This window comes from Streptomyces sp. NPDC031100, assembly GCF_055570785.1.
This window is the reverse complement of record NZ_JBVIGN010000004.1, coordinates 455,011-479,865: the sequence shown is the minus strand read 5'-3', so window position 1 is coordinate 479,865 and position 24,855 is coordinate 455,011. Positions and strand designations below refer to the sequence as shown.

Sequence of the window (24,855 nt, the reverse complement as noted above, 5' to 3'; positions counted from 1 at the left end):
TGACGCCCGGAGAATTATGGTCATGCGAAAGGCACGAGAGGTACTGGTCATAGGCGGCAACCGCTATTTCGGCAAACGGCTGATCGCCCGTCTGCTGGCGGCCGGCGACCGGGTCACGGTCCTTAATCGGGGTTCGGCCGCTCCCCCGGCGGGCGTGGTGCATCTGACGGCCGACCGCGACGACGAAAAGGCCCTGGCTGAGGCGATCGGCACCCGCGTCTTCGACGTCGTCCTCGACCAGGTCTGCTACACCCCGCGCCAGGCGGAGATCGCCCGCCGTGTCTTCGCCGGGCGCACCGGCCGCTATGTGATGACCTCGACGGTGGAGGTGTACGAGCACGAGGACTCCGACTCGCTCGTACCGGAGAGCGCGGTGGACCCGGCCACGGTCGCCGTGGACCAGGAACTCCCCTGGGACGACCCCGGGTTCCTGGAGGCGCATTACGGCGAGGGCAAGCGGCAGGCGGAGGCGGTGTTCGCGGGCTCCGGCTTTCCGTTCGTGTCCGTCCGGGTGGCCCATGTACTGGGCGGCGAGGACGACTTCACAGGCCGCCTCCAGCACTACGCCGACCGCATCCGCACCGGCGCCCCCATCGCCGTACCACCGGTCACGCACCCGGCGACGTACATCCACGTGGAGGAGATCGCCGACTTCCTGTTCTGGGTCGCGGGCGAGGACTTCACGGGCCCGGTGAACGCGGCCTCCCACGGCCTGCTGACACTGGAGGAACTGTGTACGGCGGTGGCGGCACAGCTCCCCGAAGGGGAGTCGGTGTTCGAGGTGTCCGACTCCACCGAGGTCTCCCCCTTCGCCTTCCTCCGCCGCTACGGCATGGACAACTCCCGTGCCGCACGGCTCGGTTTCACCTTCGGGGACGTACGGCGGTGGTTGCCGAAGGCCGTCGCCGAGACCCTCGGAAAGGACCACTGACATGCGGTACCGGTTGCTGGGCGGGGTCCGGGTGAGCGCGGTCGGGCTCGGCGCCATGCCGCTGTCGATCGAGGGCCGCCCGGACGAGGAGCGCGCCCTGGCCACGGTGCACGCGGCCCTGGACGCGGGCGTGACCCTGCTGGACACGGCCGACTCCTACCATCTGCCCGGCCAGGCCCCCGGCCACAACGAACTGCTCCTGGCCCGTGCCCTCGCGACCTACGGCGGTGACAGGGACGACGTCCTCGTGGCCACCAAGGGCGGCCGGGGCCGCCCGGCCGACGGCAGCTGGACGGTGACGGGCTCGCCCCGCCACCTCAAGGCGGCCGCCGAGGCCTCCCTCAAGCGGCTGGGCGCCGAGGCGATCGGCCTGTACCAGCTGCACAAGCCCGACCCGGACGTACCCTTCGAGGAGTCCGTCGGCGCCCTGCGCGACCTCCTGGACGCAGGCACGATCCGACTCGTCGGCCTCTCCAACGTGGACGCCGACCAGATCCGACGGGCCCACGCGATCCTCGGCGACCGCCTGGTGTCGGTCCAGAACCGCTACTCCCCCGAGGTCCGCGACAGCGACCCGGAGCTGCGGCTGTGCACCGAGCTGGGGCTGGCGTTCCTGCCCTGGAGCCCGCTGGGCGGGATCTCGCGCAGCTCACTGGACGGGCCGTCGGGGCTGTCGGGCGGCGACGGGCGATTCGCCGCGTTCCATGAGGTGGCGAGGGAGCGTGGGGTGAGTCCGCAACAGGTGTGCCTCGCTTGGCTGTTGACGCTCTCGCCGGCCGTGGTCCCGATCCCCGGCGCGAGCCGTCCGCAGAGCGCCCGGGATTCGGCGGGGGCGGCGGAGCTGGTGCTGAGCACGGAGGAACTGGACCGGTTGGGCGGGGTGCAGATCACACCGCGGAGCCATTCCTGACCGCCGACCCCGGACTGTTCCTGAGGTGGCCTGCCAGGTTCTGGAGTGCCGTCCAGGCTTCGGGGTCGGTTCCATCACCGAGCGGGTAGTGGAGCGCCGGATCGCTGGGGGAACCGAGTTGCCGCGGCTGTGTGGCAAGGGGTGGGCGGCGGGCGTGGGCGAGACCGATCGTCCGTACGTCGCGTGAGCCGAGGGTGAAAGAAACCGGGAGGGGCGGGGCTTCCAGGTGCGCGGGCAGGGTGAGGTCGGCGCGCGCGGCGCGCACCGTGGTGAGCATCGTCGTCAGGCCGTGCTCCTCGACCAGCATCGCGGCGAGGGAGCCGAGCGCGCCGAGAGGGACGTCGGCGGGATCGGTGTGGCCGAGGGTGAGGGTGGTGTCCTCGGCGACGCCGGCGGTGGTGCGCGTGATGCGGTGCGTGGCGATGGCGGGATGGTGGGGCGCACCGATGGCGATGAGGTGCGTGGGGGCAGGCGCCCGGTTGCGGGCGAGGTCGGTCAATTGACGTGGTGACCACGGGAGGTTGACGGGTTCCGCGGTCCCCCAACCGGCGGGCGGTGCGCCGGTGAGATGGCGCCAGGCGGCCTCCAGGGCGCGGCCGAGCACGAGGTCGGCGTCGGCCGCGTGCACCGTGCGGAAGGAGACGGTGAGCTGACGGTGTCCGGCGGGCGTGACCGCCGCGGTGAAGGCGTCGGCGACGGTGGTGCCGGTCGGCAGAAACGTGCCGTCGCGCCAGGCGAGTGAGACGCCGGACAGGCCGTCGTAGTAGCCGCCGGCGGGATCCTGGATCACCCAGCGGTTGGGGGCGCCGCCCAGTGCGGTGCGCAGCGGCAGGGTGAGGCGCACCCGGGGCGGCGTGACGAGGTGGAGTGCACGGTTCGCCTGTGCGGTGATGCGCAGGATGTCCGAGAACCAGACGGTGAGGGGGACGACGGGGCGGTCGGCCAGGACGACGGCGGTCGAGTCGGTCAGGACGTCGACGGCGGGGAGGGCCCAAGTGGCTGCCTGGGCGGGGCCGTCGTCGTCCGAGGCGCTCGGGGACGCGGGGCCTGTCGAGTCGTCCGGGACGGCGACCCGTGCGGTGTGCGCCGCCCCGGGTGGCCAGGTGGTTCCACCGAGCAGCATCGTCAGGCGTCCGCAGACGGATCCCGCGAGGGCTTCCGCCTCGGGGACGGCTGTGGAGGCGCGGGTCTCGGTCCACCAGAACGGTGGCTCGGGCGTGTTCGGTTGAGGGCCGAGAAGGCGTTCGGCCTCGCCGGTTACGTGGACGAGCAGCGGGGCCTCGACCGAGACCAGCGGAAGGCCCGCCGCCGTGCACAGCTGGACGACCGCGCCGTCGTCCGTGGCGGTCAGGTTCAGCTCGGGGCCGCCGGCGTACAGACCTGTCAGGAGCGACCTGGTGTCGGGCATCTTCGGGGTGAGCGCGATGACGTCCTTGGTCACGCCGGGGTCTCCATGGGGTCGGTCTGCGGTGCGAGGGCCGTCTGGATCAGCTGGTGGCGGCGGCCGCGGCGCACCAGAGTGCCCCGGCCCGGCGGCTGTACGGAGGCGTACAGACCCGGGAAGAGCTGGCCCTCCGTGCGGTCTCCCGTCATCACGAGCGCTGTCGCGCCGGTCTCGCGCAAGGTCGTCAGGAACGGCTCGTACAGGGCGCGCGAGGCCCCCGCGACGCGGCGCGCGACGACGAAGTGCAGTCCGATGTCCTGGGCCGAGGAGATGTACGGCAGGAACGGGGCGAGGGGCTGCCGGCCCGCCGTGGTGAGGATGTCGTAGTCGTCGACGAGGATCACGATCCGAGGTCCGATGAAGGCCGGTTCGTCGTTCACCGCGTCGGGATCGGCGGTTTCCGGGAGCCTTTTCTCCAGTTCGGTCGCGATGCCGGTGGCGAGCGCGGCGGACAGCTTCGCGTTGTGCGCGTAACCGCCGCGATACGGCTCCGGGATCACGCCACGAAGGCCGCGCCGTGGGTCGAAGACGCCGAAGACCAGCTCGTCCTCGCCGTAGCGGTCCACGAGCGACCGGGAGACAAGCTTGAGGAGGTTCGTCTTGCCGCACTCGTTGTCGCCCAGGACCAGGAGGTGCTGGTCGGCACCGAACAGGTCGAGGACGGCCGGGGAGAGGGAGTCCTGGTCGACTCCGATCGGCACGGCGTGCGGTACCGCAGCGGTGGAGGGCAGACGCCCCGCGGGCAGCCGGGTGGGCAGCACCCGTACGGGAGCGACCGGCTCTCCGTGCCAGGTGGCCCGCAGGGAGTGCGCGGCGTCTTCGAGGGCGGGCCCCAGGTTGGCGGTCGAGGCGAGCGCGTCGAGGCGGGGCAGGGCGACGTGCGCGAACTGTCTGCCGTCGGTGAGGGCACGGCCCGGGGTGTCGGCCGACAGGGTCTCGGACAGCTTGCGGTCGACGGACGAGTCGGCGGGGTCGTTGAGCCGCAGTTCGATCCGGCTGCCGAACATCGACTGGCCGGCGATGCGTACGTCGTTCCAGCGGAGCATGCCCGCCACGACGTGGATGCCGTAGCCGCCGCCCCGTTTGAGGAGTTCGGCCACCGCGTCGTCCAGCTCGGCGAACTCGTCGCGCAGCGCACCGAACCCGTCGATGAGCAGCACCACGTCCGTGGAGCCGAGCCCGGGCAGCCGGCTCTGGGCGCGCAGGCGGCGGAGCTGGTCGACGGAGTCGATGCCGTGCTCGCGGAAGACGGCCTCGCGCTCGGCGAGCATGCCGTGCACCTCGGCGACCGTGCGGGCCGCACGCTCGTGATCGGCGCGCCCGGCGATCCCGCCGACGTGCGGCAGACCGGACAGGACGCCCAGTCCGCCACCGGCCAGGTCAAGACCATAGATCGCGACGTCGCGCGGGGTGTGTGTGAGGGCGAGGGACAGGGCAAGGGTGCGCAGCAGCGTGGTCTTGCCGGACTGGGGGCCGCCGATGACGGCCGTGTGCCCGCCCGCCGTGTTCAGGTCGTGCACCCAGCGGCCCTGCCACTGCCGCTCGGGGGCGTCGAGCACGCCGAGCGGAAGCTGCAACGTCCCTTCCTTATGGGCGAGTTGCAGCCCGTCCGCCGATGCCTGCACCGGTCCGGCCGCCCCGGTCAGCGTCACCGCGTCGGGCAGCGGCGGCAGCCAGATCCTGCGCACCGGCTCCGCCGAGCCCACGAGCTGGTCCACCACGGTGGACAGGACGGTGGGCCCGCTCTCCCGCTCACGTGGCGCGACCGCCGCGTCGTCACTCACTTCCCCAGGGGGTACCGTCAGGGTGTTGTACGGCGGATACGCCCAGGCCAGCGGCTCGTCGGCGGCGGACGCAGCGCGCAGCGCAGGACCGCGGTATGCGCCGGAGACGAACCCCGCCTTGAACCGCGTATACGTCGATGTGTCGACTTTCAGATAGCCGAAACCGGGGAGCGGCGGCAGATTGAAGGCGTCCGGAGTCTCCAGAACCGTACGCGACTCGTCGGCCGAGAACGTGCGCAGGCCGAGCCGGTACGACAGATACGTCTCCAGGCCTTTCAGCTTGCCGCCCTCGATCCGCTGGCTGGACAGCAGCAGATGGACGCCTATGGAGCGGCCGATCCGGCCGATGGAGAGGAAGAGGTCGATGAAGTCCGGTTTGGCGGTGAGGAGTTCACCGAACTCGTCGATGACGACGAACAGATGCGGGAGCGGTTCGAGGTCCGGTCGACCGGTGTCACGCAGCGCCCGGTAGTGCCCGATGTCGGCGATGTCGCCCGCGTCCTTCAGGACCTGCTGACGCCGCTTGATCTCACCGGCCAGTGAGGTGTGCACGCGCTCGACGAGACCGGCCTGGTTCTCCAGGTTCGTGATGACACCCGCCACGTGCGGCAGGTTCGTGAACGGCGCGAAGGTGGCACCGCCCTTGTAGTCCACGAGGACCATCGCCAGATCCTCGGGCGGATGCGTCGTCACCAGTGCGAGCACCAGGGTGCGCAGCAGCTCGCTCTTGCCGGAACCGGTTGCACCGACGCACAACCCGTGCGGCCCCATGCCGAGTTCGGACGACTCCTTCAGGTCGAGCAGAACCGGCTCGTGCCGGTCGTCCAGCCCGATCGGCACCCGCAGGAAGTCACGGTCGCCGCGCCGCGCCCACTGCCGCCCCAGATCCAGGGCGGCCGGATCATCGATGCCGAGCAGTTCCGGAAAGTCCACCGGTCCGGACACCGGCGTGCCCTCGGCGGCGGACTCGGGGGACAGACGCAGCGGCGCGAGCATGCGGGCGAGCCCCTCGGCCACCCCGGCGCCCACCGGGTCGAGGACACCCGAGACCTGCACGACACGTTCGCCCCGCAGATCCTCGACGACGACCTGCTCCCCGTCGACGGTGATCCGCACGGACACCTGACCGGGCTCGTGCACCTGCTCGGCGAGCAGATGCAGCACGGTCACCCCCATGTCACCCAGGTCCACGGCGGTGTCCGGACGGGGCAGCTCGGCTGCGTTCCCGCCGTACTCGTCACTGACCACGAGCAGTCTGCCGCCCAGACTCAGTGCCGAGCGGTCCGAGAGGCCGCGCCGCACCTCGGCGGCGTACGAGGAACGCTTCTTCAGGTCTGCGCCGATGAGGCGAGCGAGCTGAGCGAGGTCGGGCGCGATACGCCGAGCGGCCACCGGTCCGTCCTGCTCGTCGGGGTCGAGGACGTGCGGCAGCCACTTCGCCCATGCCCACTCCGCCATGCGTTCCCCGGGCACGCCGAGTGCCAGCGCCATGTCGTCCGGTGCGTGCGTGACGGCGGCCTGCACGAGCAGCGCCCGCGCGACCCGCAGCACGCCCTCGCGATCACCTACGACGCTCACGTTGCCAGCACGATCCAGCGGCACCGTCAGCGGATGGTCGGCGGTGGTCCTGAACCGGGCCTGCAGCGCCCGTGCCTCGTTGAGCATGAACGGGTCCGGAGGCGTGAGCACCCCGCCCGCCGAGCTCTGCCCGACCACCACATCCTGCACCGGTACATCACCGACGCCGACCCGGACCCGCAGGAAGTCGGCATCCGTACGCCGGCGCTCCCACAACCGCGCGGGATCGCGCACCAGGTCGTACAGGGCCGAAGGCGGAGGGTTCAACTCGCGCGCCGCGAGCCGTCGTGCCCGCTCGGCGGCACCCAACTCCTCACGCAGCTCCTCCAGATACTCCAGATACCGTTCGCGCTGCACGCGCCGCTGCCGCTGCGCCCTGCCCCGCTGCGACAGGAACAGTGCCACGGCGCCGAGCAGCGCGATGACCAGCACGACCGCGCCCAGGCCCGCGAACTGACTGGACCGGATGACGGTCATCATCACCACGGACCCCATGACACCGGCCATCGGCAGCAGTGCCGTGGCCGCGCTGCCCGTCTTGCCCTCGGGCAGGTTCGGCGGCGGCTCGATGGTGCGCGCCTCGGCCGGCAGCAGCGGGCGGGTGGCCCGGGCGGGACGGTGGACCAGGGCTTGCGTCATCGGACCCGCACCGCCCGCTGCAGCGCCTCCGCCGCGAGCTGCGTGGCCGCGCGGCGCGTGGACGAACCGAGCAGCTCGGTCCGTATGGGTCCGCCGGCCGCGAGATGCCGGTCGTAGGGCAGGTGCACGATGGTGACCCCTGTCTCCCGCAGATGCGCCGTGGCCGCCTTCAGGTCGAGATTGAGATCCGGGGTGCCCGAGGTGAGTGCGACGACTGTGGATGTGAGGGCCGCGTGCGGCAGCTGGGCGAGCCAGTCGAGGACGACGCGCGTGCCGCCGACTCCCTCGGCGGTGAGCGGAGCGACGACCAGGCGGGCGTGCGCGGTGTCCATCGCGGTACGGGCCACTTCCCCGGGCAGCGTCTCGCAGTCCACGACCGTCACGGCGAAGTAGCGGCGCAGTGCGAGCGTCACCTTGCGGTAGGTACGGATGTCCAGCGGGGCGCCGACGCGCCCCTGGCTCGCGGGCAGCAGCCAGCCGCCGTCCGCGACTGGCACCAAGTACCCGGTGACGTCAGTGAGTTGCATCGACGGAGTGAGGATCTGAGCCAGCTCCGTGCACGACCACCGCACCGACTCCGCCCCCATCCGCACCGGCAGCGTGCCGAGCGCGGCGTCCGCCTCCAGCGCGAGCACCGGATCGTGCCGGTAGTGGTTGAACGTACGGGCGAGCAGCGCGGCGACCGTCGTCTTGCCGACGCCGCCCCGGATGGACGTCACGGCGATCACCCGGCCCGTGGTGACCGGCTGCTGCAACTCCCGCCCGATCCGTGTCTCCTCGGCGACCTCCTGCGACGCCGAGGAGGCGAGCCGCCGGATCGATTCTCCGGTCCGCCGCGCCATGGAGTCCCCGTGCGAGGGCTTTCCCATGGCGAGGGCGAGCCGTGGGTCGATGGTGGGGACGGACTCGGGGGTGGGGAAGGGGCGGCTGGGGGCGGCGGGGCGGGGACGGACCGCCGGCGTGCCGCTTCCCGTGGGCGGGGCAGCGGGGAGTGCCGTGGGGTGGTTGACCGGGGCGCCCTGCCCTTGGGTGTTCATGCGCTGGTCGGGAACGGGCGTGTGCGTTCCTGGTGTGCTGGGGGCCGGTTCGGGGAGCCGAGGCTGGGTCGCCGCTTGCGGCACGCGCTCAGGCAGGGGTGCCGACTGCTCGGGGCGCTGCCCCGGTACCTCACCGGGGGTTGCCGACGACCCCGTGCCCGAGAGCTGCGGCTGCCCCGGGTTGGGGCGCTGTTCGTCGGGGTGGCGGACCGGGAGGGGAGCCTTGGCGACCGCCGTGTCCTCCTGCTCCACCGAACCTCCGCGCTCCGCGGCGTCACCCTCATCCGTCTGTCCCGGAAGGGGCGTTACCTGCGCACCGCCTCGCAGTTCACGCAGCACCTCGTCCTGCCAACCGTCCTGAGCCCGATTCATCCCTGTCGCCTCATGCTCACGGTCACGCGAAGGTGCCGAGCAGCCGCCCGTACACCCCGAAAACGCCGAGTACCAGCGGAAACAGTGCGATCACCCCGACCGACTCGAGCACGTCACCGAACCGGCGCAACCGCACCCGCACATGCTCGGGAGGCTGCACCACAAGGACGGCCAGCGGAACGAGTGCCAGCACGACAAGCGCCGCGAGCGGGCCGACGGAACCGCACTGCTGCGCCCACACCCAGACCAGCCGAACCGCCACCGCCGTGGCCGCCACGAGCAGCGCGACGACCTCAGGGACCAGGGGATACGCCCGCGCCCGCAGCGCGAGCACCAGCGCGACAGCCACGGCGAGCAGCACTGTCCACACCGAGGCCGTACGCAGCGCGAGCGCCCCGGCCGCGGCGGCGGATACGGCCGTCACGACCGTCGCGAGCGCGAGCCCGCGGTGCGTGGCCGCGAGCGCCGTAGACACCTGATAGCGGCTCACGGAAGAACCGCCCGAGCGCCGGTCATCGAGCCCCGCAAGCCCCGATGCCATCAACGCGAACCGAGGCAGCAGCCCCAGAACGACCACCGACACGACGGCGAGCAGCACACCGGCCCGCCCCACCGGCTGAAAGGCGAGCGCGATCTCCCAGCACGCCCCGCCCCCGACGAGCGCGGCAGCGCCGAAGACTCCACCACGTCCGAGTGGCGAGCACCGTCCGAGGAGCAGCAACGTGACGGCCACCACGCCAACGACAGCTCCGAGCCGCACAGCGCCCGACCAGCCGTGAGCATCACCGAGGCTCCACGCCCCGAACGCACCCAGCACTCCACCGGTGACGACGAGCGTGCCGGCGAGCCCGCGCAATCCGGCCCGGCCGAGCACGGCACCCGCGGCCGCGCCGAGCACGGCGGCAACGACGAGCACAGCACCCACGGACTGCGCGGCGAACTCCTGCCGCGCGAGGGCGGAGGCGGCCAGCGCCCACCCGACCGTCGCGCCCCCGGCGACGACGCGCCGCGCGGCGGGCCCCCACCGCCAAGCCCGTACGTCGAGATCGTCGGCAGCCTCGTCGGTCACATCGTGGACGACGGGCGCGGACGGCGCGTCCTCGACGCGCACCAGCCGCAGCACGGCACCATCCATCACGGCCGCCGACTCCAGGGTGGCGTCGGGGTCCAGGGCACTGCCGTCGCCGGTCACCAGATGACGCGTTTGCGGACGCGCACTCACCTGATCGCCGAGCAGCCGCATCACTTCGGGAAGCAGCAGCCCGACCGGCTCCTGAGACGGCAGCACAAGGTCGACCCGCCGACGCTCCCCCACCAGGGTGATCCGGCTCAACGCCAGCCCCGTACGGCCCGATGCCCCCGTAGATATCACGTGTTCGAACTTATCACCGGGCCGAAGACCCAGCAGCGGGTGCTTCGGCAGGCGGCGAGGACGGGACGGTGGTCGAGGTCCCGTACGGGGTCGAACTCTTGCCGAGCACCCGATGCGAAACGAACGACCACCCCACACACCCGGCACACAACACCGCTGCGATCACCACACCCGCAAACACCTTGCCCAGCCGCTCGTCCACGGTCCGCCGCTGCCGCTGCCCACCGAACAGCACGGCATCCCGCAACCGCCGACGCCGGACGGAGACGGACTCAAGTAGCTGGCTGTCGTAGTCCTGGGCTGACATGTCTTGATTCCAGTTCGCCGGGTACGGGATTGCGCCTTAGTGGATCTATAAATGTAGGCCGGTGTTCCTCGACTTCATGACATGGCCAGGGATCAGTTCTGGACCCGCCAGCGCACCGGATCGTTGTAGTAACCCTGCCACAGCTGGACTTCGGCTGGCTTCTCGCCTGCGGGGATCAGGAAGACCTGGCAGATCTTCTCCGACTGCCCCGCACTCAGCTTCTTCTCCTCGTCGAACGGCGGGCAATCGGGCCACGTTGCCTCGCCCATCCACACGATGAGGGCTTTGGTGCGGTTGATCATCAGGTCCGCGGTCATGTCGCCGACCCTCATGGCCTTGCCGCCCTTGTGGCTGAGAGTTGCCCGCACGTAGACCGGGACGGTGGGCCTATCGGTCGGACCCTGCTCCAGGCCGGAGTGGTCCATGTCGGCTTCGGTGCCGGTCTTTACCGTCGTCACCGTGACGGTGTACTTGGCGTCCTTGGACGCCTGCTCGGTGCTTTCCTGCACCGGGCTTGCCTCGCCCAAGCGGAGGATCGTCGGGCTGGCCGACGACGTACCCGATGGCTGGGCGCCAGAACTTCCAGAATCTACGCCGTTGCAGCCGGCCAGTGTCGCCACCAGCACCAAGGCGCCCGCCGATGCCGAGATGGCATGGGTCGTACGCATGCTTCCTCACTCCCCGTTGATCATTCGCGTTGCCGCGCTGGTCTGTGTGGCCCCGGTCGGATGCTATCGGCGCATGATCTTGCCAGAGCAGGATGGCCACTCTTGTCCGGTCCCGCCGAAAGCGAGGCAGAACGGTGCGTGTCCTGCATGCCTCAGATTCAGCGGGACTACCTCGCCTTCACCGACACGGACACGAAGCTCCGGGAATCTCCCCATGACATCACGGGGTGATGACGCACGAAGCGCCGCAAATCCGCAGGTCAAGCCTTTTCGTCGGCAGCCCTAGTGGTAACGATCTCGGCCCATACAATCAGGCCGTCGCCGCTTTGCGTGGTGCCCCAGCGAGCGGCAAGGGCGGCGGTGATCAGGAGCCCGCGTCCGTGTTCCTGCTCGGGGCTCGGCGGCTGGGGCAATGCCGGAGCCGCCGGTGTACGGCCGTTACCCTCGTCCGTCACGCTGATCGTGACCGTTCCAGCAGTCAGGGCGCAGGTGACCCTTACGGCATCACTGCAGCTGTGTTCCAGGGCGTTCGCCACCAGTTCTGCGGTGATCGATTCCAGGTTGTCCGCAGCATCCGGAGAGAGATCCCAGGACCGGGCGGCGTCGCGCACATGACGCCGGGCAAGACGAGCGGAAGCGAGATCATGACCGGGGAGGGTGAGCAGGGTATAAGCCCGAGGACTGGCGGGGTAGTACGTCAGTACGTCACGGATTACCTCCGCGGGCGAGGGCGCGGCGGAGACTCCATCCGGGAGGGTCGGCTGCTGCCCACCGAGCCGAGCACCCCGCGACTTGGCGATGAACAAAGCGTCAGCCAGAGCATCCGCCAACTGACCAGTCAGCAACTGGTGTTCACCACCCGGCGCGCCTTCCTGTGCAAGCACGTCCCGTGTCCGGCCGAGCAGCCGCCCGGCGAGCCCGAGTTGCGCGTCCTCAATCCGGTCCGCCAGCCGGGAGGCGAAACCGTCACCGCCATCCGTGAGCAGGAGACAGGGCTTGCCGTGGGCACCGCTCCAGGGCAGGAGCCGTACGTGGTCCGCTTCGTCGCTCATGACGCCGCTCCCAGGAAGGCGTGAATGTCACGAGTGTCGAGGTCGACGCCGTACGCAGCCAACCACACGGCATCACGCCGCAGGCGCCGCAGGCGGGACTTCTCCCCACGCTCGTATGCCGTGAGGTAGGGGCGGACCAGTGGGGTGGTGGAGCCGTCAATGGGCTCGTACCACTGGCGGACGGTGGGGGCAGGAGGCGGCGGGGCGGGCCGAGCGACCCGACACTGGACAGGCAGCGACACACACCGCTCCGGGACGTGCGGAGTCGAAGAGAAGGATGGCCTCGTCCAATCAACGAGTTTCCTGATCAGCCGTCGCACGGAGGCTCCTTTTGACGAGATCGAGCTGGCGGGACAGGCATACGCACGCACCACACGGACAGCCACGATCCGCGACCGCTTCAATACGCAACGCATCCATTGAGTATGCTGCCATTGAATTTCAACCCTCGATACTCGATTGGCTCAACTGTCCCCCGACGGGGTGAACTTGATGACCAGAGCCACAAGCACGAGCGCCGCACCCGTTCTGCTTGCCGCTCCGCAGACGGAAGACCAGCCACGATGACGGCCGAGTGGGAGACAAGACGGTGACCGTACGAGGATCAGCAGGCCCCGCCAGCCGCATGCAGATCGCCCGTGGGCTCAAGGCACTTCGCGCCCGGGCCGGACTCACGCAGTCCGAAGTGGCCAAGCATGCGGGCGTCTCCGTCGGGACGGTGAACCGATACGAGACGTGGCAAGACCGCGCCAAGCTCAGGATCCCCACAGTGAGGGCACTCGCGGACACGTGCGGAGCCACTTCCCAGGAACTGGACACCCTGATCCAGCTCGTCCGCAACCAGGAGAACGGCTGGTGGATGGACCATCCCGCCGTGCCCGAGGTCATGGACCCACTCATGTCCTTCGAGGATGTCGCCGAGTACGAACACGTCTTCGCGAACGCCCTTGTGCCAGGCCTGCTCCAGACTCCGTGCTACGCGCTCGCCCTGCACGAGGCACAGGACGTCCGCACCGAAGCGACCGTAATCGCGAGCAAGGTGGATGCCCGCATCAAGCGCCAGTCGATCCTGGAACGCTCGCCCGCGCTGCACCTGTGGGTGGTACTCGATGACGCGGTCCTACGTCGGCGTGTGGGCAGCGATGACGTGATGGCAGAGCAGATCGACCACCTCCACACCATGGCTCAGATCCCCAACGTGGACATCCAGGTCCTCCAGTTCGCTGCGGGGGCTCACGCGGCCGGCTCCGGCGGCCACTTCCTGATCCTCGGGCGTGACGACGAGGGCGATCCGCTCAACAGCATGAACGTGGTCTACCTGGAACTCCACAAGCGGGGGCTCTACCTTGATGCCCCCGCCGACGTACAGAGCTACAAACTCATGTTTGACTACCTGCGTTCCCAAGCGGCCGACACGTCGGTCAGCATCGATCTGCTGGCCGCGGCACGACAGGAGTTCACCCGATGAACCACTCGCCGACTACCGCCCGACTCTCGGCAACTGCCTGGTTCAAGAGCAGCTACAGCGCAGCCGACAACGAGTGCATAGAGGTCGCCGACCTCCAAACCCACGTGGCCATACGGGACTCGAAGACGACCCACGAAGGCACATTCACCGTCTCGGCCAACACCTTCGCCATGTTCATAGAGGGTGTGACGAAGGGGTAGTGCGACCCCTCGTTGTCGTAGTCGCCCTCGATCCGGGGCAGACGTCTGCCGGTGGACTGGACCTCGCTCAGCCTGAGGCACCTCCGGCATCAGAGCCAGTCCGTAAGGTCAGGGCCCCGGCCGTGCTCATCAGGTCTTTCATCTACAAGCGGCCCGACCACAGGCGGCAAACAACCGGCTTCTCCCGGATAGCAGGTGTACCGCAGGCGAGAGCAAAGCCTCCACACACGCGGCGGGCACAGGGATGACCGGGCGTGGACGTGGATCTACGACGGCCAGACGACTGAGCCGTCTCGCACTACCAACGGCTCGGGCTGGCGCTCTTCGTAGAACCGGATCCATCCCAGGTCAACGCTACTGTCGAAGCGTCGATGCCGGTCGCCGGCCTTGGTCGCGAGCCAGCTGAGGAGTTCACCAGTACGCTCGAAATCGTCTGGGTGGACTTCCTGCCGACTGGTCAGAGCCCAGCCACCACGCCCTGTGTCCTGCCGGCGCAGCAGCACCGAGACAAGTGCACCCCCAACCTTGCAGCCTTCACCGTGGTGGCCCAGAAGAGGCTCAGGATGGTCCTCGATGACGGGCTCCCCGTCTTCGCCCTCTACTACGACCGGGAATTCGGTCACGATACGGAGAGTCTCCGGCATCGGCCCCGTTCCGATATGCCATCGGAGCTCTGCGAGTTCCTCCACCGACAACTCGTCACACAAGTCCAACGTAAGCGTGAGCTCAAATATGTCAGCCATAGCCGCACAGGCTACTGGAGCGCGCAATGCCACGCTCGCAGTCACCTAGCACCAGTGTCATCTGCGCCCAACCCGATTGGAATCGCCCTCACTCAACATCGCCAACCTGTGAGGCGAGACTCAAAGTGAGTTCAGCTGTGGCCAGCATTCGGACTATCTCGATGGGGCGGGCGGCGAATTCCATCTTCACGATCTCGAAGGGGTCGATCTGGCGGGTTTGCCCATCGGACCCGATTGCCTCGATGAGATAGCGGTATCCGACAGGCCCCGCGGGATCGTCCATGAGAATCCAACGCGCGCCGTGCCTCTGGATGAGGAAGTCCGCAAGGAAGGACACCAAGTCGACATGCAAGGTAATCCAGTCGGACTCTGCGAATTCATCCAGGGGAGCACGCGATGCGTAGTCGTCCAACGCCGGAATGACGCTCATTGGGTCATGAGTGTAGATCTCGGGAGACACCCCAAGCATGTCCGCAATATCGATGGCGTTCCGGCGCCTCTCCGCACTCCATTCCTGGAGATCCGGCTCATCCGCGTTCACCACGACTTGCACCTTTCACGGGATTGATAGCTATTTGGGGGGCGGCCCATACTCGACGAAGATGATGCGAGCCTGTATGAGATAGTTCCTCAGAGCCTGCGACGGAGATGCGTGCAGGAAGACCCAGCGAGGATCGTACTTGGGATCCAATCGTCGCAGCGTCAGATCTTTGTTGATCTGCTCGATTATGCCATCGCTCAAGGGGACTTCACCCCTTACGGCGCGGCTACTGCCGTCCTTGAATTTGATCGTTCGCCATCCAAGATAATGCTTCACCTCCACGGCCAGCGTGCGGCCGCCCGGCATATCCACCGGAACATCGACGTTACGCCCCCCTCGTCCCTCTACAGGGTAGTAAGGATGGTCGTGGGTTGGTACGCGATAGTGCCGCTCGGGCGCGCCGCCCGCAATCTGGCGGGCGTAGTCCTCCGCGCCCTTGTAGCGGGCCCGGCTGTGGCGCATGGCCTGCATCTCGCGCAAGGTGCGATCGGCCGTACCCGGCGGCAGCGCGCGGCGTGTGAAATCGGGTTCGCCCTCGGGGCTTCCGTTTGCGTGAGCTTCAGACCCGTGGTTGTTCTCTTCGACAGATGGATCATGCGCCTCACGCGTATCCGCAGTGTCGTGATCGGCCGACGCGTTGTGGGGTTCGGAGCCGTGAGCACCGTCGCCGTATCCGGCTCCAGACGAGCCATGCCCGGCTCTTCCGCTGTTGGCCCCGGGTCGATCAAACGATTCTCCGCCAGCGGATCCGCCGGCAGGGCCGTCATGCGAGGCGGCGTGGCTGCCGACGTCCCTGCCTGTCTGCCCCGGCTCCCGCCCACCAGGCCGAGTGGCGCCAGCGCCATGTTCCGCCCGTGCGTCGGCCCCGACCAGCTCATGCGAGTGATCCGCACGGGCAGCAGCATCCAATTCGCTGTGGTCGTTCGCCGCGAGTTCGTGCGCCGCCTCATGCGCGTGCTGGCGGAGGCTACCGTCAGCATGGAGGACGTCGCCGTCCCGAGTGAGATAGATCAGGTTGCCCTTGGCGTCCACGTCCGGGATGGCATCCTCAGGAATCCGGTGCACAGATTCCGGCAGGCGGTACCTCTCCGGAAGATCCAGATACGCCCCGGCCTGCAGATTCTTCAGCCTGGTGAACGTGTCGCCGACCCTGATGAACGCGAACTTGCCCGCCTTGCCGACGTACGTCACCGGGTCGAGGGCCCGGCCGACCTTGCCGACCGTCGACAGAGTGCGGGCCGCGGCGCCTGCCTTGCCCGCGCCGCTGGCCGCCGCGCCGGCGCCTTCGGTGCCGACCACCGTCAGTATGTTGAAGCCGGTCGCGCCGGCCGCGCGGGCCGGGTTGGTCTTCCACTGGTCGTAGGCGACGAAACCTTTCGCCGTCTGCTTGTAGACCGTGCGCGAATCACGCAGCCAGGAGGGCATTTTGTCGTCCGGAGTGAGCCACCAGACGCCCAGCGTGGAGGTCGTGAGGTAGGAGGCCGTGCTCAGCTTGGCGAGGTTCTTCCAGGCCGCGCCGGCCGCGTCCCAGCCGTCCGCGCCGAACATGGTGCCCAGGCCCTTGATCGTGCCGATGACACCGTCGTGCCAGACGCCGTCCCACACCTGCTTGCCCTGATGGGCCAGCCAGGCCAAGCCCTCGTACTCCCGCTCGACCGGAGCGCCCCAGGGGGTTTCCTTGGCATGGTCGAGGTAGTCGACGGTGTAGCCGTACGTGTTCTCGCCGTGCGAGCCGTCGTCGACCGTCAGCGGGGTGCCGCCGATCAGCGCCATGATCTTGTCGTAGGCGGCGAGTTCGGCGGCTTGGAAGGCGGCGACGGTGTGGTTGACGTCGCGCCACAGGGCGTTGTTGTGGTCGCACTTGTCCTGGTCCTTGCGCCAGTCGTCATCGCCCTGCACCGAGTTCACGAATGCGGTGGCATCCGCCTTGAGCGCTTCCAGCTTCTTCACCAGCGGCTGGACTTCGGTGCTGTAATCCGACAGCGCGGACGCGACCTTCTCCAAGTCGTCCGCGAACGCGTCCGACTTCTGCTTCACCGGGAGCGTGGTGGCGAACAGCTGCTCCGCCTCGGGCGCCTTGTAGAACGCGGACAGGCCCTGGAACTCGGTGTGCACATCCGAGCCGGAGGCGCGGAACTGACCCGCGTCCGCGGTCAGGAGCATCACGTCGGTGTCCAGCGTGGCCAGGTCGCCTATGAAGTGCGGGATGCCGGACGGGTTGATGAGCTTCTCCTCGTCGCCCACCGCTACCGGCCCTCCGTGCGACGGCCCGTCTCACCCTGACCGGGCAGGTCCACCTTCGGTTCCCTGGCCGCCTCCTGCTGCGCGTTCGCCGCTTGCTCCAGCGAGCCGTGCACGTAGTGGCCGGTGGCCTGGTCCGCCCCGTTCAGGGACTTCGACGTCCGCTCGGCGATGTAGAGGAGATCCCGGCTCCAGTGATCCAGGAACTGGACCAGCGCCGAACCGACCAGCCCGGCCGTGCTGGTGTACGGGCCGTACTGATCGGTCAGCGTCCCCGCCGCCGAGGCCGCTTCCTCCAGATTGCCCTGCATGGCCGAATGCGTTTCCGCCATGCCCTTCGCCGCGGCCCTCGCCTTGGACAGCACGCCGTGCACACCGGCCGGATCGATGTCCCACCCCGTCATGCCATTCCCCCTCGTCCCCCGTATCTGCCGCCGCGTCAGCCGATGTTGTCGACCGCCGCCTTCGCCTTGGCAAGCGTGGCCTGCGCGGTCGCGTCATTCTTCTCCAGCGTGGTGCGGACCAGCTGGATGATGTCGCGGACCTCGCCTGCGGCCTTGTGCCACCGGACTTCCTTGCCGTGGTACTCGTCCGAGACGCCGTCCGCCTGGTAGTCCGCCATCGCGGCCTTCACGGCACGCTCGCGGTCGCCCAGTACGGTCTCCAGGCGGCCGATGATTCCCTGCAGACTGCCCTGTACGTCGGCGGAGGCACCGGTGTCGTACGAGCGACGGTCCTGGTTGGCCATGATGCTCACATCCCCCTTGTGGTTCGGCCGTGGTCAGCCGCGGAAGCGGGCCGCGTCGAAGTTCGCGGCGCTCATCGTCTGGTGCGCGTTGTCGGACTGTTCCTGGTCACCGGTGGCGAACGCGGTGTCCATCCCCGACTGGCCGCCCAGGATCGAGGCCAACGACCCGTTCAGCGCGGCGGTGATCTCGTCCGCGCGCCGCTTGAACGAGTCGAACATGACCTTGCCCTCGCCGTTGAACTTCCCCTCCAACGGCTGCGCCGCGGCAATCAACTGCTGGATCAGCGTGCCCAGGTCGTCACTCGACCCGCTCGTGCTCTTCGTCAGCGTCGCAAGCGTCGTCGACCCCATGTCGAACTTCATCAGTCCACCCCCGTACGTCACTTACGTGCCATAACTCGAACACATTGTCGCACAAGGGGTTGCAGGCGCAACGCAGTTGACTGCCGCATGGCGTGATCCGGTCGGTCGACGGCAACACCCGACCCCGAAGTCGCTGCTGGCCGCGTTGTACATGACCTGGGTGGAGCCGGTACCTGTGGCGTACTCCTCCCGCAAGAACCGCGCCTACCTGCGCCGCCGTGGAGTCCGCTGCACCAGCCCATACAAGGCTGAACAGGCCCGCAACCGCAGGAAGCTCGGCTCACGTGGCGGCCGACCGCCGCGTTTCGATGCGGTGGATTACCGCGAGCGCCATGCGGTCGAGTGCGGAATCAACCGACTTTAAAGGCACAGGGCAGTGGCCACGCCACGAGGTACGAGAAGCTCTCCGCCCGCTACGAGGCGACTGTGCTGGTCGCAGCCGTGAACGAGTAGCTGTGACCGGCACCGTCGCAACGGCCCTCAGACGACGTCGAATTCGTTGCCCTCGGGGTCCTGCATGGCGGCGGCGTAGAGCCCCATGTCCGGCTCATCCTTGATCCGCAGCACGGTGGCACCAGCTTTGACCAGCCGTTCCACCGTAGCCTTGACCCGCTGTGTGCGGACGTCCAGTGGGACGTCACGGCCCCCACCGACCTTGAGGTCGAAGTGCCACCGGTTCTTGGCGACCTTCGGCTCCGGAACCTGCTGGAACCACACCCGCGGTCCACGTCCCACGGGATCGATGATCGACTCCGGAATATCCCCGGCACCCGCCGGCAACTCTGCCTCGGGCACCCCCACCGCCGCCCAGTAAGCACGCCACGTGGCATGCCCGCCCGGCGGAGGCTCAGGCACATAGCCCAGGGCCTCGGCCCAGAAAGTCACCATTCTCTGCGGATCGGAGCAGTCGATCGTCAGCTGCACTGTCATCTCCATGCTCGGAGCATCCCAGGCAGGTCTGACAGACAATCCTCTTTCGCAACAGGTCCTAGAAGTCGTCCTCGTCCGGGCCCGGCAGCCCCTCCCCCTCCTCGTCGCCCCGTACTCCGAGCAGGCGGCGGGTCAGCTAGTCGCGGTCGGAGAGGAGTTCGTCGAGGGCGGCGCTGACGTCGTCCGGCTCCGTGTGCGACGACTCGCGTTCCGCCGCGATCAGGACGGAGCGGCGGACCAGTTCCTTGGTGAAGGAAGCCGTCGTGCCTTCCGTACGGGTCACCACCTCGTCCGCGATGTCCTTGCCGAGGCCGAGTCCGGTGTTGTTCCAGCAGTCCGACGACCGACGGCATCCGCGACCTCCTGAGGATCGACGACACGACACGCCACCACTCCCACCGAATCACCAGCCCTATGCCTGACCAGCGAAAACGTCGCCCTCAGATTCGGAACGAACAACAGCTTCTCAGTCCCGCGTCACGCCCTGGGCGCCTGGCGCAACCTCAAATGTTCCTCTGAGATGGGTGGTTCTGACTTGGCAATCTGCCGGGAGTTGACCAACATCAACTTCGCGCCGAACAGCAGGACCAACAGGGGGACGGCGCCGCGGGGGCCGCTCTTGACCATCCCCGCGCCTGCTCATCGAGCTTCAGGGGGGACATTCTCAATGCACCGCGCCTTCTCCGTCAGATCAGCTGTCACTGGTCTGGTCACCACCACGCTCACTGCCGCTGCTCTGGTGGCGGCGGCACCTGCGAGCCACGCGTCGATCATCGCCAGTCCGACGGCGTCTCCCGCCGCGTACGAGGGCTGGCTGAAGGCAAAGATCGACGCAGGCGACACCGCTGCCATCCAAACGCTGAACGGCTTCAGCAAGCTCTCCGCCGACAAGCAGTCCAAGTTCCTGGACTACATCAAGGATCCGTCAACCACTCAGAAGTTCGTGGCCTTCCTGAACGGAACGACGGACAGCACGGGCGTCGACCCCAACTACGATGCCGTCTCGGGGACCATCGGCAGCGACAACCCGCCCTCGCCGTTTGTGAACGATGACGCCCACGGTGATGGCGTCGTCTCAGGAATGGCGCCCACCGAGCTCGCCTCTGTTGTGGACCATGGAGGGGACGAGACGCGGACCGCCTCCACCATGCTGACCACGCCGAGCGGAATCAGTGTGCCGGTTTCCCAGGTCAGGGGACAGGCGGCGGACTGGAAGGCCTCGTACTGGGTCAACGACAAGGTCTTCGGCATCAAGATCTCTGAGGTGAAGATCTGGGTGAACTACCACTCCAACACCCAGAGGGTCACGAAGGTGTACAGCGCGAATGCCTCGCACTACGACTACGTGCCGCGCTCCAGCTTCTCCCACTCGGTAGTCAGCAAGTGGATCTCGGCCGCCGGCAACGCGCACGCGGAGACGGTCTGGACCGCCAAGGTCGATCTCCCGGTCGTCGGAAGTAGTGAGTGGTCCTCGACCGAGCACATCTGGGCCGACGAGACCGGCTTCCGCGGCGGCTCGCTGAAGAACTAATCTTCGCCTGACCATGACAACTTGGAGGATGCCATGTTCGGAACAATGCCTGGTGGCGAGATCGCGGCACTGGTGATCGGCGTGGTCCTTGCGGCCCTCGTGATCTGGGGGTCGCTGCATTTCCTCCGCCGCAGTATCTGAACCTTCACACTGGACTGCAACTGGCGCCGAGGAACCGGCATCTGAGGCGGTTCTTGGGTGGTCACAGCACGGGTGATCATGGCTGCGGCCAGGAGCATGGCGAAGCGCTCGGCTGGGGTTCCCGGCCGAGCGTTTTGCCTTGTCGAACGCCACGCCCTGAACGTGACCGGCGAGTGCCGGGGCGGCCGGGTGAGGTTCCCCGTCAGGACCTGGACGGCCAGCTGACCGCGTTCCGCAGCAGGCCCCTCGACCACGTCCGCTTCCCGTACGTCTGTCTGGACGCGACCTACTGCAAGGCGAGGGTCGAGCACCAGATCGTGTGCCGGGCCGTGGTGATCGCCACTGGGATCACCGAGGACGGCTGCCGGGAGGTGCTGGGAGTGATGGTCGGCGACAGCGAGACCGAGGTGTTCTGGACCGAGTTCCTGCGTCACCTGCGCGAACGCGGTCTGACCGGCGTCCGGCTCGTCATCGGCGACCACCACTTAGGGCTGGTCAAGGCCATCCGCAAAGTCATGCTCGGGGCCGCCTACCAGCGCAGCGCAAACCTGCGGCTGCCCGGTCGGCACGATCCGCTCCCGCGTCTTCCGAGCCCGAAACGATCTCATCGCCGCCCTCGGCGAGGACGACAGCCAGCTCACAGCCCTCGGACCCTGACCCCGCAGCGTCCCCGGCGGGCGAGGAGGAGTGACCGTTTGCACCGGAGACCTGGACACGCTCTTCCCGGCACTCACCCAGGCCCGCTGAAACAGGTCCGCACCTCCCTCGCAGTCACACTGGCACGGGTGCAGCTCTCGTAGCGGTCGGCGGATTCGAGGATGTCGCCGTGGTGCTGGGCGCCCCGCATGCCGACCAGCTCGTAGGAGCGGCCCTGGGTGGCGAACCAGCGTTCCAGGGCGAGGTGGACGTTGGGCAGGTCGTAGGGCGGGTACGCGGCCTTCACCACCGGGCGGTCCGTGGGGGCCGTGCCCAGGTGGTCCCGCAGCCGCTGGGTGAGGTCGCGGCTGGGGTCACGGTCGGCGCGCCTCGGCCGCGCAACCGCCATCAGAAAGTCGTGAAACAGAGTGTTGATCTGCTCGATCGACAAAGGCGAGGGATCCCGCCGCGCCCCGTACCTGCGCTCGTACTCGGTCGAGCTCATGATCTCCAGCCCGGCCGGCTCCTCCATGTCCGCCTCCCTGCGTTCGACCGGTCACGTCGAGGCCCCCAGCCTGCGGCCGAACTCACGGACGAGTCAAAGGACTTGGGGAGCAGGTCCGTGCACGGCCGGCTAAACGGCGACCCCCGCCGACTCCTCCACCTCCATCAGCGACGCACTGTGCCGCTCCTCCTCGAACTTCCTGCGTCCGCCGCGCAGGCCGAAGAGGCGTTTGGCGAGGGCGATGTAGAGGACCGCGAGGATGTTGAGGACGAGGGTGGCGATCTTCAGCCAGCTGATGTGTTCGGTGAGTTCGTAGATCTCGAGGGGGAGGAAAGCGGCGGTGGCCACCACCGTCAGGTACTCCGCCCAGCGCTTGGCGTACCAGAGGCCGACCGCCTCGATCAGTTCGATCAACGCATACGCCAGGAGCAGGGCCGCCACCAGCAGGAGCGTGGAGTGCTTGTAGCCGAAGGCCTTCTGGATGGAGTCGACGACCGGCGAGTGGTCGAGGTCGTAGTGGAAGTGCCGGAAGACCGGGCGGAAGACGTCCAGGTTCTCGTTGAAGAGCTTCCGCACCGCGTCCTGGCTGTTGCTGAACTTCCAGACGGCCACCGCGACCAGGACGATGAACACGCCGCGCACCGCCCGCTCGATCGCCAGGAAGCGCAGGATGAACAGGTCCCGCAGCACCTTCCCGCGCGGCACGAGCGGCGCCTCGTCGGCCGGTCCTGAGCCGTGCGGCTCGCCGAGCGCGAAGTCGCCGCAGCGCAGGCAGCGCCATACGTCACCGAGCGCGGTCTGCGCGTGCAGCCGTACCCGCAGGCGGGGATCGTCGGGCGCATAGGTCACGTGTCCCTTGCGCGCGCAGGTCCGCCGGTCCCAGTCGATCTTCATCCCCCGTGCCTCCCATTCGTTCTGGAACACGCACGAACGTGCCGCTCCGGTTGCGGAACGGCACGCTAGTGGATGCGGGTGACAAGAGGCGGTCAGGGGTCAGCGGGCGGCGCTGTCCGCCAGTTCCCGCTCCTCTTCCGGGACCTCCTGTACGGCCGCCTCACGGCGCGGCAGCAGCACGGCCACCAGCACCGTGCCGATGCCCAGGACCACCGCGCCGACCAGGCTCGTGTGGGCGACGGCGTCGGCGAAGGACGAGCCGACCGCGTCCGCCATCTGCCGGGCGCCGGAGGCGAGCTGGGCGGCCTGCTGCTTGAGCTGCGCGGCCTGCTGCGGGTCGCTCGCCCGGGCGGCCTGCGCGGCCAGCTGGTGTGCCTTGTCGCCGATGCCCTGCGCGACCGCGTACCCGGCGCCGACCGAGTCCTGGGCGGTCTCCAGCGCGCTCGCCGGGAGCTTGCTGCCCTTGGTCGCGTCGGTGAGGTGGTTGCCGTAGGAGGTGGCGAGCAGCGAGCCGAGGATCGCGATGCCGAGCGAGCCGCCCAGCTCCAGCGAGGTGTCGTTGACCGCGCCGCCGACGCCCAGCTCGGACTCCGGGAAGGCGCCCATGATCGCGTCGGTGCAGGGCGAGAGGGCGAGACCGATGGCCAGGCCCAGGATGATCAGGGGGGCCAGGAAGTCGGTGTACGTCGAGCCCGCGTCGACCCGGGTCAGCAGCGCCAGCGCCGTCGTACCGCCGACCATGCCCGCGGTGACCGTGAGCTTCATGCCGACGCGCGGGGTGAGCCAGCCGGTCAGGGCCGAGCCGACGAAGACCGCGCCGGCCAGCGGGAGCATGCGGACGCCGGTCTCCAGGGCGTCGTAGCCGAGGACGAACTGGAGGTGCTGGGTGAGGTAGTAGAAGGCGCCGAAGACGGCCAGGAAGAAGAGGGCGACGGCGAGGTTGGAGCCCGCGAACCGGCGGTTGGTGAAGCGGCGCACGTCCAGGATCGGGCGGGGGTGGCGCAGCTCCCAGAGGATGAAGGCGGCCAGGCCCGCGCTCGCGACGACCGCCGCCGTGATCGCCTTCGCACCCCAGCCGAAGTGCGGGCCCTCGATGATCATGTAGACCAGCGAGCCGGTCCAGATCACCGACAGCAGGCCGCCGACGTAGTCGATCCGGTCGTGGTGCCCGGCCTTGGACGGCGGTACGAGAACCAGGGCGCCGATGATCGCCAGTGCGGCGATGGGCACGTTGATCAGGAAGGTCGAGGACCAGCCGTGGTCGCGCAGCAGGGCACCGGCGACCACCGGTCCGGCGGCGATGGCGAGGCCCGCGGTGGCGGTCCACAGGGTGATGGCCTTGGCGCGCTCGGCGCGCGGGAAGGTCGCGGCGAGCAGGGAGAGCGTGGCGGGCATGATCAGCGCCGCGCCGACGCCCATCACGGCACGGGCCGCGATGACGGCCGTGGAGCTGTCGGCGAGGTAGCCGGCGACCGCTCCGCCGCCGAAGACGACGAGGCCGAGGACGAGTGCTCCGCGCCGGCTGTGCTTGTCGCCGATCGCGCCGAGCAGCAGCATCAGCGCCGCGTACGGGACGGTGTAGCCGTCGATCACCCACTGCAGGTCGGCGCTGGACAGGCCGAGGTCCCGGGTCATGTCGGGTGCCGCGACCGTGAGGGCGGTGTTGGCCATCACGATGATCAGCAGGCTCAGGCAGAGCACGAGGAGGGCCCACCAGCGCCGGGCGTAGGGGCGGTCCATCCTTTCGACCGGTTCGTTCATGACGAGTCGCATGGCAGGGATCGCCTTCCTCGGTTTGCGACGGGGACTTGCACAGCACC

The 24,855-nt window shown here is 68.6% G+C and carries 23 protein-coding genes and 1 pseudogene; 6 read left to right on the top strand and 18 right to left on the bottom strand.

The genetic code is table 11. The features are described 5' to 3' along the window. Positions 1–22: 22 nt before the first annotated feature. Positions 23–931: an NAD-dependent epimerase/dehydratase family protein gene (locus ACZ5DS_RS14090; protein WP_468237425.1), complete on the top strand. Its 909-nt coding sequence runs from the start codon at positions 23–25 to the stop codon at positions 929–931. Position 932: 1 nt separating this feature from the next. Further along, positions 933–1,841, top strand: a complete 909-nt coding sequence (locus ACZ5DS_RS14085; protein WP_468237422.1) for an aldo/keto reductase — start codon at positions 933–935, stop codon at positions 1,839–1,841. Here the strand turns inward: ACZ5DS_RS14085 and ACZ5DS_RS14080 are convergent. The 7 genes from ACZ5DS_RS14080 to ACZ5DS_RS14050 all read right to left on the bottom strand — a co-directional run bounded on the left by ACZ5DS_RS14080 (position 1,819) and on the right by ACZ5DS_RS14050 (position 12,094). Then, complete coding sequence (locus ACZ5DS_RS14080) at positions 1,819–3,282, bottom strand: DUF6177 family protein (protein WP_468237420.1); 1,464 nt, start codon at positions 3,280–3,282, stop codon at positions 1,819–1,821. The genes ACZ5DS_RS14085 and ACZ5DS_RS14080 overlap by 23 nt on opposite strands. Further along, a complete protein-coding gene (gene eccCa / locus ACZ5DS_RS14075) occupies positions 3,279–7,286 on the bottom strand; it encodes a type VII secretion protein EccCa (protein WP_468237417.1) in 4,008 nt (1,335 codons plus the stop codon). Before eccCa ends, ACZ5DS_RS14080 begins: the two co-directional genes overlap by 4 nt. Next, on the bottom strand, positions 7,283–8,575 hold the full coding sequence (locus ACZ5DS_RS14070) for a MinD/ParA family ATP-binding protein (protein WP_468237415.1): 1,293 nt from the start codon (positions 8,573–8,575) through the stop codon (positions 7,283–7,285). The genes eccCa and ACZ5DS_RS14070 overlap by 4 nt, the downstream gene beginning before the upstream one ends. 142 nt (positions 8,576–8,717) lie before the next feature. After that, positions 8,718–10,034 (bottom strand): type VII secretion integral membrane protein EccD, encoded by a 1,317-nt coding sequence (gene eccD, locus ACZ5DS_RS14065; RefSeq protein ID WP_468238225.1) that lies wholly within the window; start codon positions 10,032–10,034, stop codon positions 8,718–8,720. A gap of 46 nt (positions 10,035–10,080) precedes the next feature. Then, positions 10,081–10,374 carry a hypothetical protein gene (locus ACZ5DS_RS14060; protein ID WP_468237412.1) on the bottom strand — a complete coding sequence of 98 codons (294 nt, stop codon included), beginning with the start codon at positions 10,372–10,374 and terminating at the stop codon, positions 10,081–10,083. A 92-nt stretch (positions 10,375–10,466) separates the two neighbouring features. Next, the gene (locus tag ACZ5DS_RS14055) at positions 10,467–11,042 is read right to left on the bottom strand and encodes a hypothetical protein (RefSeq protein ID WP_468237410.1); all 576 of its coding nucleotides are present in this window, start codon (positions 11,040–11,042) and stop codon (positions 10,467–10,469) included. 260 nt (positions 11,043–11,302) lie between these two features. Then, the gene (locus tag ACZ5DS_RS14050; RefSeq protein WP_468237408.1) at positions 11,303–12,094 is read right to left on the bottom strand and encodes an ATP-binding protein; all 792 of its coding nucleotides are present in this window, start codon (positions 12,092–12,094) and stop codon (positions 11,303–11,305) included. 625 nt (positions 12,095–12,719) lie between these two features. Here ACZ5DS_RS14050 and ACZ5DS_RS14045 point away from each other — a divergent pair. Together ACZ5DS_RS14045 and ACZ5DS_RS14040 are read left to right on the top strand one after the other, a co-directional pair. Then, complete coding sequence (locus ACZ5DS_RS14045; RefSeq protein ID WP_468237406.1) at positions 12,720–13,562, top strand: helix-turn-helix domain-containing protein; 843 nt, start codon at positions 12,720–12,722, stop codon at positions 13,560–13,562. Then, entirely contained in the window at positions 13,559–13,762 is a 204-nt protein-coding gene (locus ACZ5DS_RS14040) for a DUF397 domain-containing protein (RefSeq protein WP_468237403.1), read from the top strand. Before ACZ5DS_RS14045 ends, ACZ5DS_RS14040 begins: the two co-directional genes overlap by 4 nt. Before the next feature lie 266 nt (positions 13,763–14,028). On the opposite strand, the gene ACZ5DS_RS14035 is transcribed toward ACZ5DS_RS14040, so the two are convergent. The 8 genes from ACZ5DS_RS14035 to ACZ5DS_RS14000 form a co-directional block, all read right to left on the bottom strand. Continuing rightward, positions 14,029–14,505, bottom strand: coding sequence for a hypothetical protein (locus ACZ5DS_RS14035; protein WP_468237401.1), 477 nt, complete (start codon positions 14,503–14,505; stop codon positions 14,029–14,031). Between the two features lie 88 nt (positions 14,506–14,593). Next, the gene (locus ACZ5DS_RS14030; protein ID WP_468237398.1) at positions 14,594–15,049 is read right to left on the bottom strand and encodes a hypothetical protein; all 456 of its coding nucleotides are present in this window, start codon (positions 15,047–15,049) and stop codon (positions 14,594–14,596) included. 27 nt (positions 15,050–15,076) lie between these two features. After that, positions 15,077–17,290, bottom strand: coding sequence for a hypothetical protein (locus tag ACZ5DS_RS14025; protein WP_468237396.1), 2,214 nt, complete (start codon positions 17,288–17,290; stop codon positions 15,077–15,079). 2 nt (positions 17,291–17,292) lie between these two features. After that, positions 17,293–17,691 (bottom strand): DUF6507 family protein, encoded by a 399-nt coding sequence (locus tag ACZ5DS_RS14020; protein ID WP_468237393.1) that lies wholly within the window; start codon positions 17,689–17,691, stop codon positions 17,293–17,295. Positions 17,692–17,726: 35 nt separating this feature from the next. Beyond that, entirely contained in the window at positions 17,727–18,038 is a 312-nt protein-coding gene (locus tag ACZ5DS_RS14015; RefSeq protein ID WP_468238222.1) for a pore-forming ESAT-6 family protein, read from the bottom strand. Between the two features lie 30 nt (positions 18,039–18,068). Next, a complete protein-coding gene (locus tag ACZ5DS_RS14010) occupies positions 18,069–18,398 on the bottom strand; it encodes a hypothetical protein (RefSeq protein ID WP_468237391.1) in 330 nt (109 codons plus the stop codon). A gap of 480 nt (positions 18,399–18,878) precedes the next feature. Continuing rightward, entirely contained in the window at positions 18,879–19,334 is a 456-nt protein-coding gene (locus tag ACZ5DS_RS14005; protein WP_468237388.1) for a VOC family protein, read from the bottom strand. A gap of 130 nt (positions 19,335–19,464) precedes the next feature. Continuing rightward, positions 19,465–19,611, bottom strand: a complete 147-nt coding sequence (locus ACZ5DS_RS14000; protein ID WP_468237385.1) for a hypothetical protein — start codon at positions 19,609–19,611, stop codon at positions 19,465–19,467. A 384-nt stretch (positions 19,612–19,995) separates the two neighbouring features. Between ACZ5DS_RS14000 and ACZ5DS_RS13995 the strand changes: the two genes are divergently transcribed. Together ACZ5DS_RS13995 and ACZ5DS_RS13990 are read left to right on the top strand one after the other, a co-directional pair. Continuing rightward, positions 19,996–20,859: a hypothetical protein gene (locus ACZ5DS_RS13995; RefSeq protein ID WP_468237382.1), complete on the top strand. Its 864-nt coding sequence runs from the start codon at positions 19,996–19,998 to the stop codon at positions 20,857–20,859. A gap of 347 nt (positions 20,860–21,206) precedes the next feature. Then, a pseudogene (locus ACZ5DS_RS13990) lies at positions 21,207–21,539 on the top strand (transposase); the annotation flags it as partial. Between the two features lie 191 nt (positions 21,540–21,730). Here ACZ5DS_RS13990 and ACZ5DS_RS13985 read toward each other — a convergent pair. The 3 genes from ACZ5DS_RS13985 to ACZ5DS_RS13975 form a co-directional block, all read right to left on the bottom strand. Continuing rightward, entirely contained in the window at positions 21,731–22,168 is a 438-nt protein-coding gene (locus ACZ5DS_RS13985; protein ID WP_468237380.1) for a hypothetical protein, read from the bottom strand. A gap of 102 nt (positions 22,169–22,270) precedes the next feature. After that, a complete protein-coding gene (locus tag ACZ5DS_RS13980; protein WP_468237378.1) occupies positions 22,271–23,035 on the bottom strand; it encodes a DUF2127 domain-containing protein in 765 nt (254 codons plus the stop codon). A 99-nt stretch (positions 23,036–23,134) separates the two neighbouring features. Continuing rightward, a complete protein-coding gene (locus ACZ5DS_RS13975; protein WP_468237375.1) occupies positions 23,135–24,808 on the bottom strand; it encodes an MFS transporter in 1,674 nt (557 codons plus the stop codon). Positions 24,809–24,855 lie beyond the last annotated feature (47 nt).

Coding starts and splice junctions, on each gene's coding strand:
- ACZ5DS_RS14090 (WP_468237425.1), top strand. CDS start 23: ATGCGAAAGGCACGAGAGGTACTGGTCATAGGCGGCAACCGCTATTTC.
- ACZ5DS_RS14085 (WP_468237422.1), top strand. CDS start 933: ATGCGGTACCGGTTGCTGGGCGGGGTCCGGGTGAGCGCGGTCGGGCTC.
- eccCa (WP_468237417.1), bottom strand. CDS start 7,286: ATGACGCAAGCCCTGGTCCACCGTCCCGCCCGGGCCACCCGCCCGCTG.
- ACZ5DS_RS14060 (WP_468237412.1), bottom strand. CDS start 10,374: ATGTCAGCCCAGGACTACGACAGCCAGCTACTTGAGTCCGTCTCCGTC.
- ACZ5DS_RS14055 (WP_468237410.1), bottom strand. CDS start 11,042: ATGCGTACGACCCATGCCATCTCGGCATCGGCGGGCGCCTTGGTGCTG.
- ACZ5DS_RS14050 (WP_468237408.1), bottom strand. CDS start 12,094: ATGAGCGACGAAGCGGACCACGTACGGCTCCTGCCCTGGAGCGGTGCC.
- ACZ5DS_RS14045 (WP_468237406.1), top strand. CDS start 12,720: ATGCAGATCGCCCGTGGGCTCAAGGCACTTCGCGCCCGGGCCGGACTC.
- ACZ5DS_RS14040 (WP_468237403.1), top strand. CDS start 13,559: ATGAACCACTCGCCGACTACCGCCCGACTCTCGGCAACTGCCTGGTTC.
- ACZ5DS_RS14035 (WP_468237401.1), bottom strand. CDS start 14,505: ATGGCTGACATATTTGAGCTCACGCTTACGTTGGACTTGTGTGACGAG.
- ACZ5DS_RS14020 (WP_468237393.1), bottom strand. CDS start 17,691: ATGACGGGGTGGGACATCGATCCGGCCGGTGTGCACGGCGTGCTGTCC.
- ACZ5DS_RS14010 (WP_468237391.1), bottom strand. CDS start 18,398: ATGAAGTTCGACATGGGGTCGACGACGCTTGCGACGCTGACGAAGAGC.
- ACZ5DS_RS14005 (WP_468237388.1), bottom strand. CDS start 19,334: ATGGAGATGACAGTGCAGCTGACGATCGACTGCTCCGATCCGCAGAGA.
- ACZ5DS_RS13995 (WP_468237382.1), top strand. CDS start 19,996: ATGCACCGCGCCTTCTCCGTCAGATCAGCTGTCACTGGTCTGGTCACC.
- ACZ5DS_RS13985 (WP_468237380.1), bottom strand. CDS start 22,168: ATGGAGGAGCCGGCCGGGCTGGAGATCATGAGCTCGACCGAGTACGAG.
- ACZ5DS_RS13980 (WP_468237378.1), bottom strand. CDS start 23,035: ATGAAGATCGACTGGGACCGGCGGACCTGCGCGCGCAAGGGACACGTG.
- ACZ5DS_RS13975 (WP_468237375.1), bottom strand. CDS start 24,808: ATGCGACTCGTCATGAACGAACCGGTCGAAAGGATGGACCGCCCCTAC.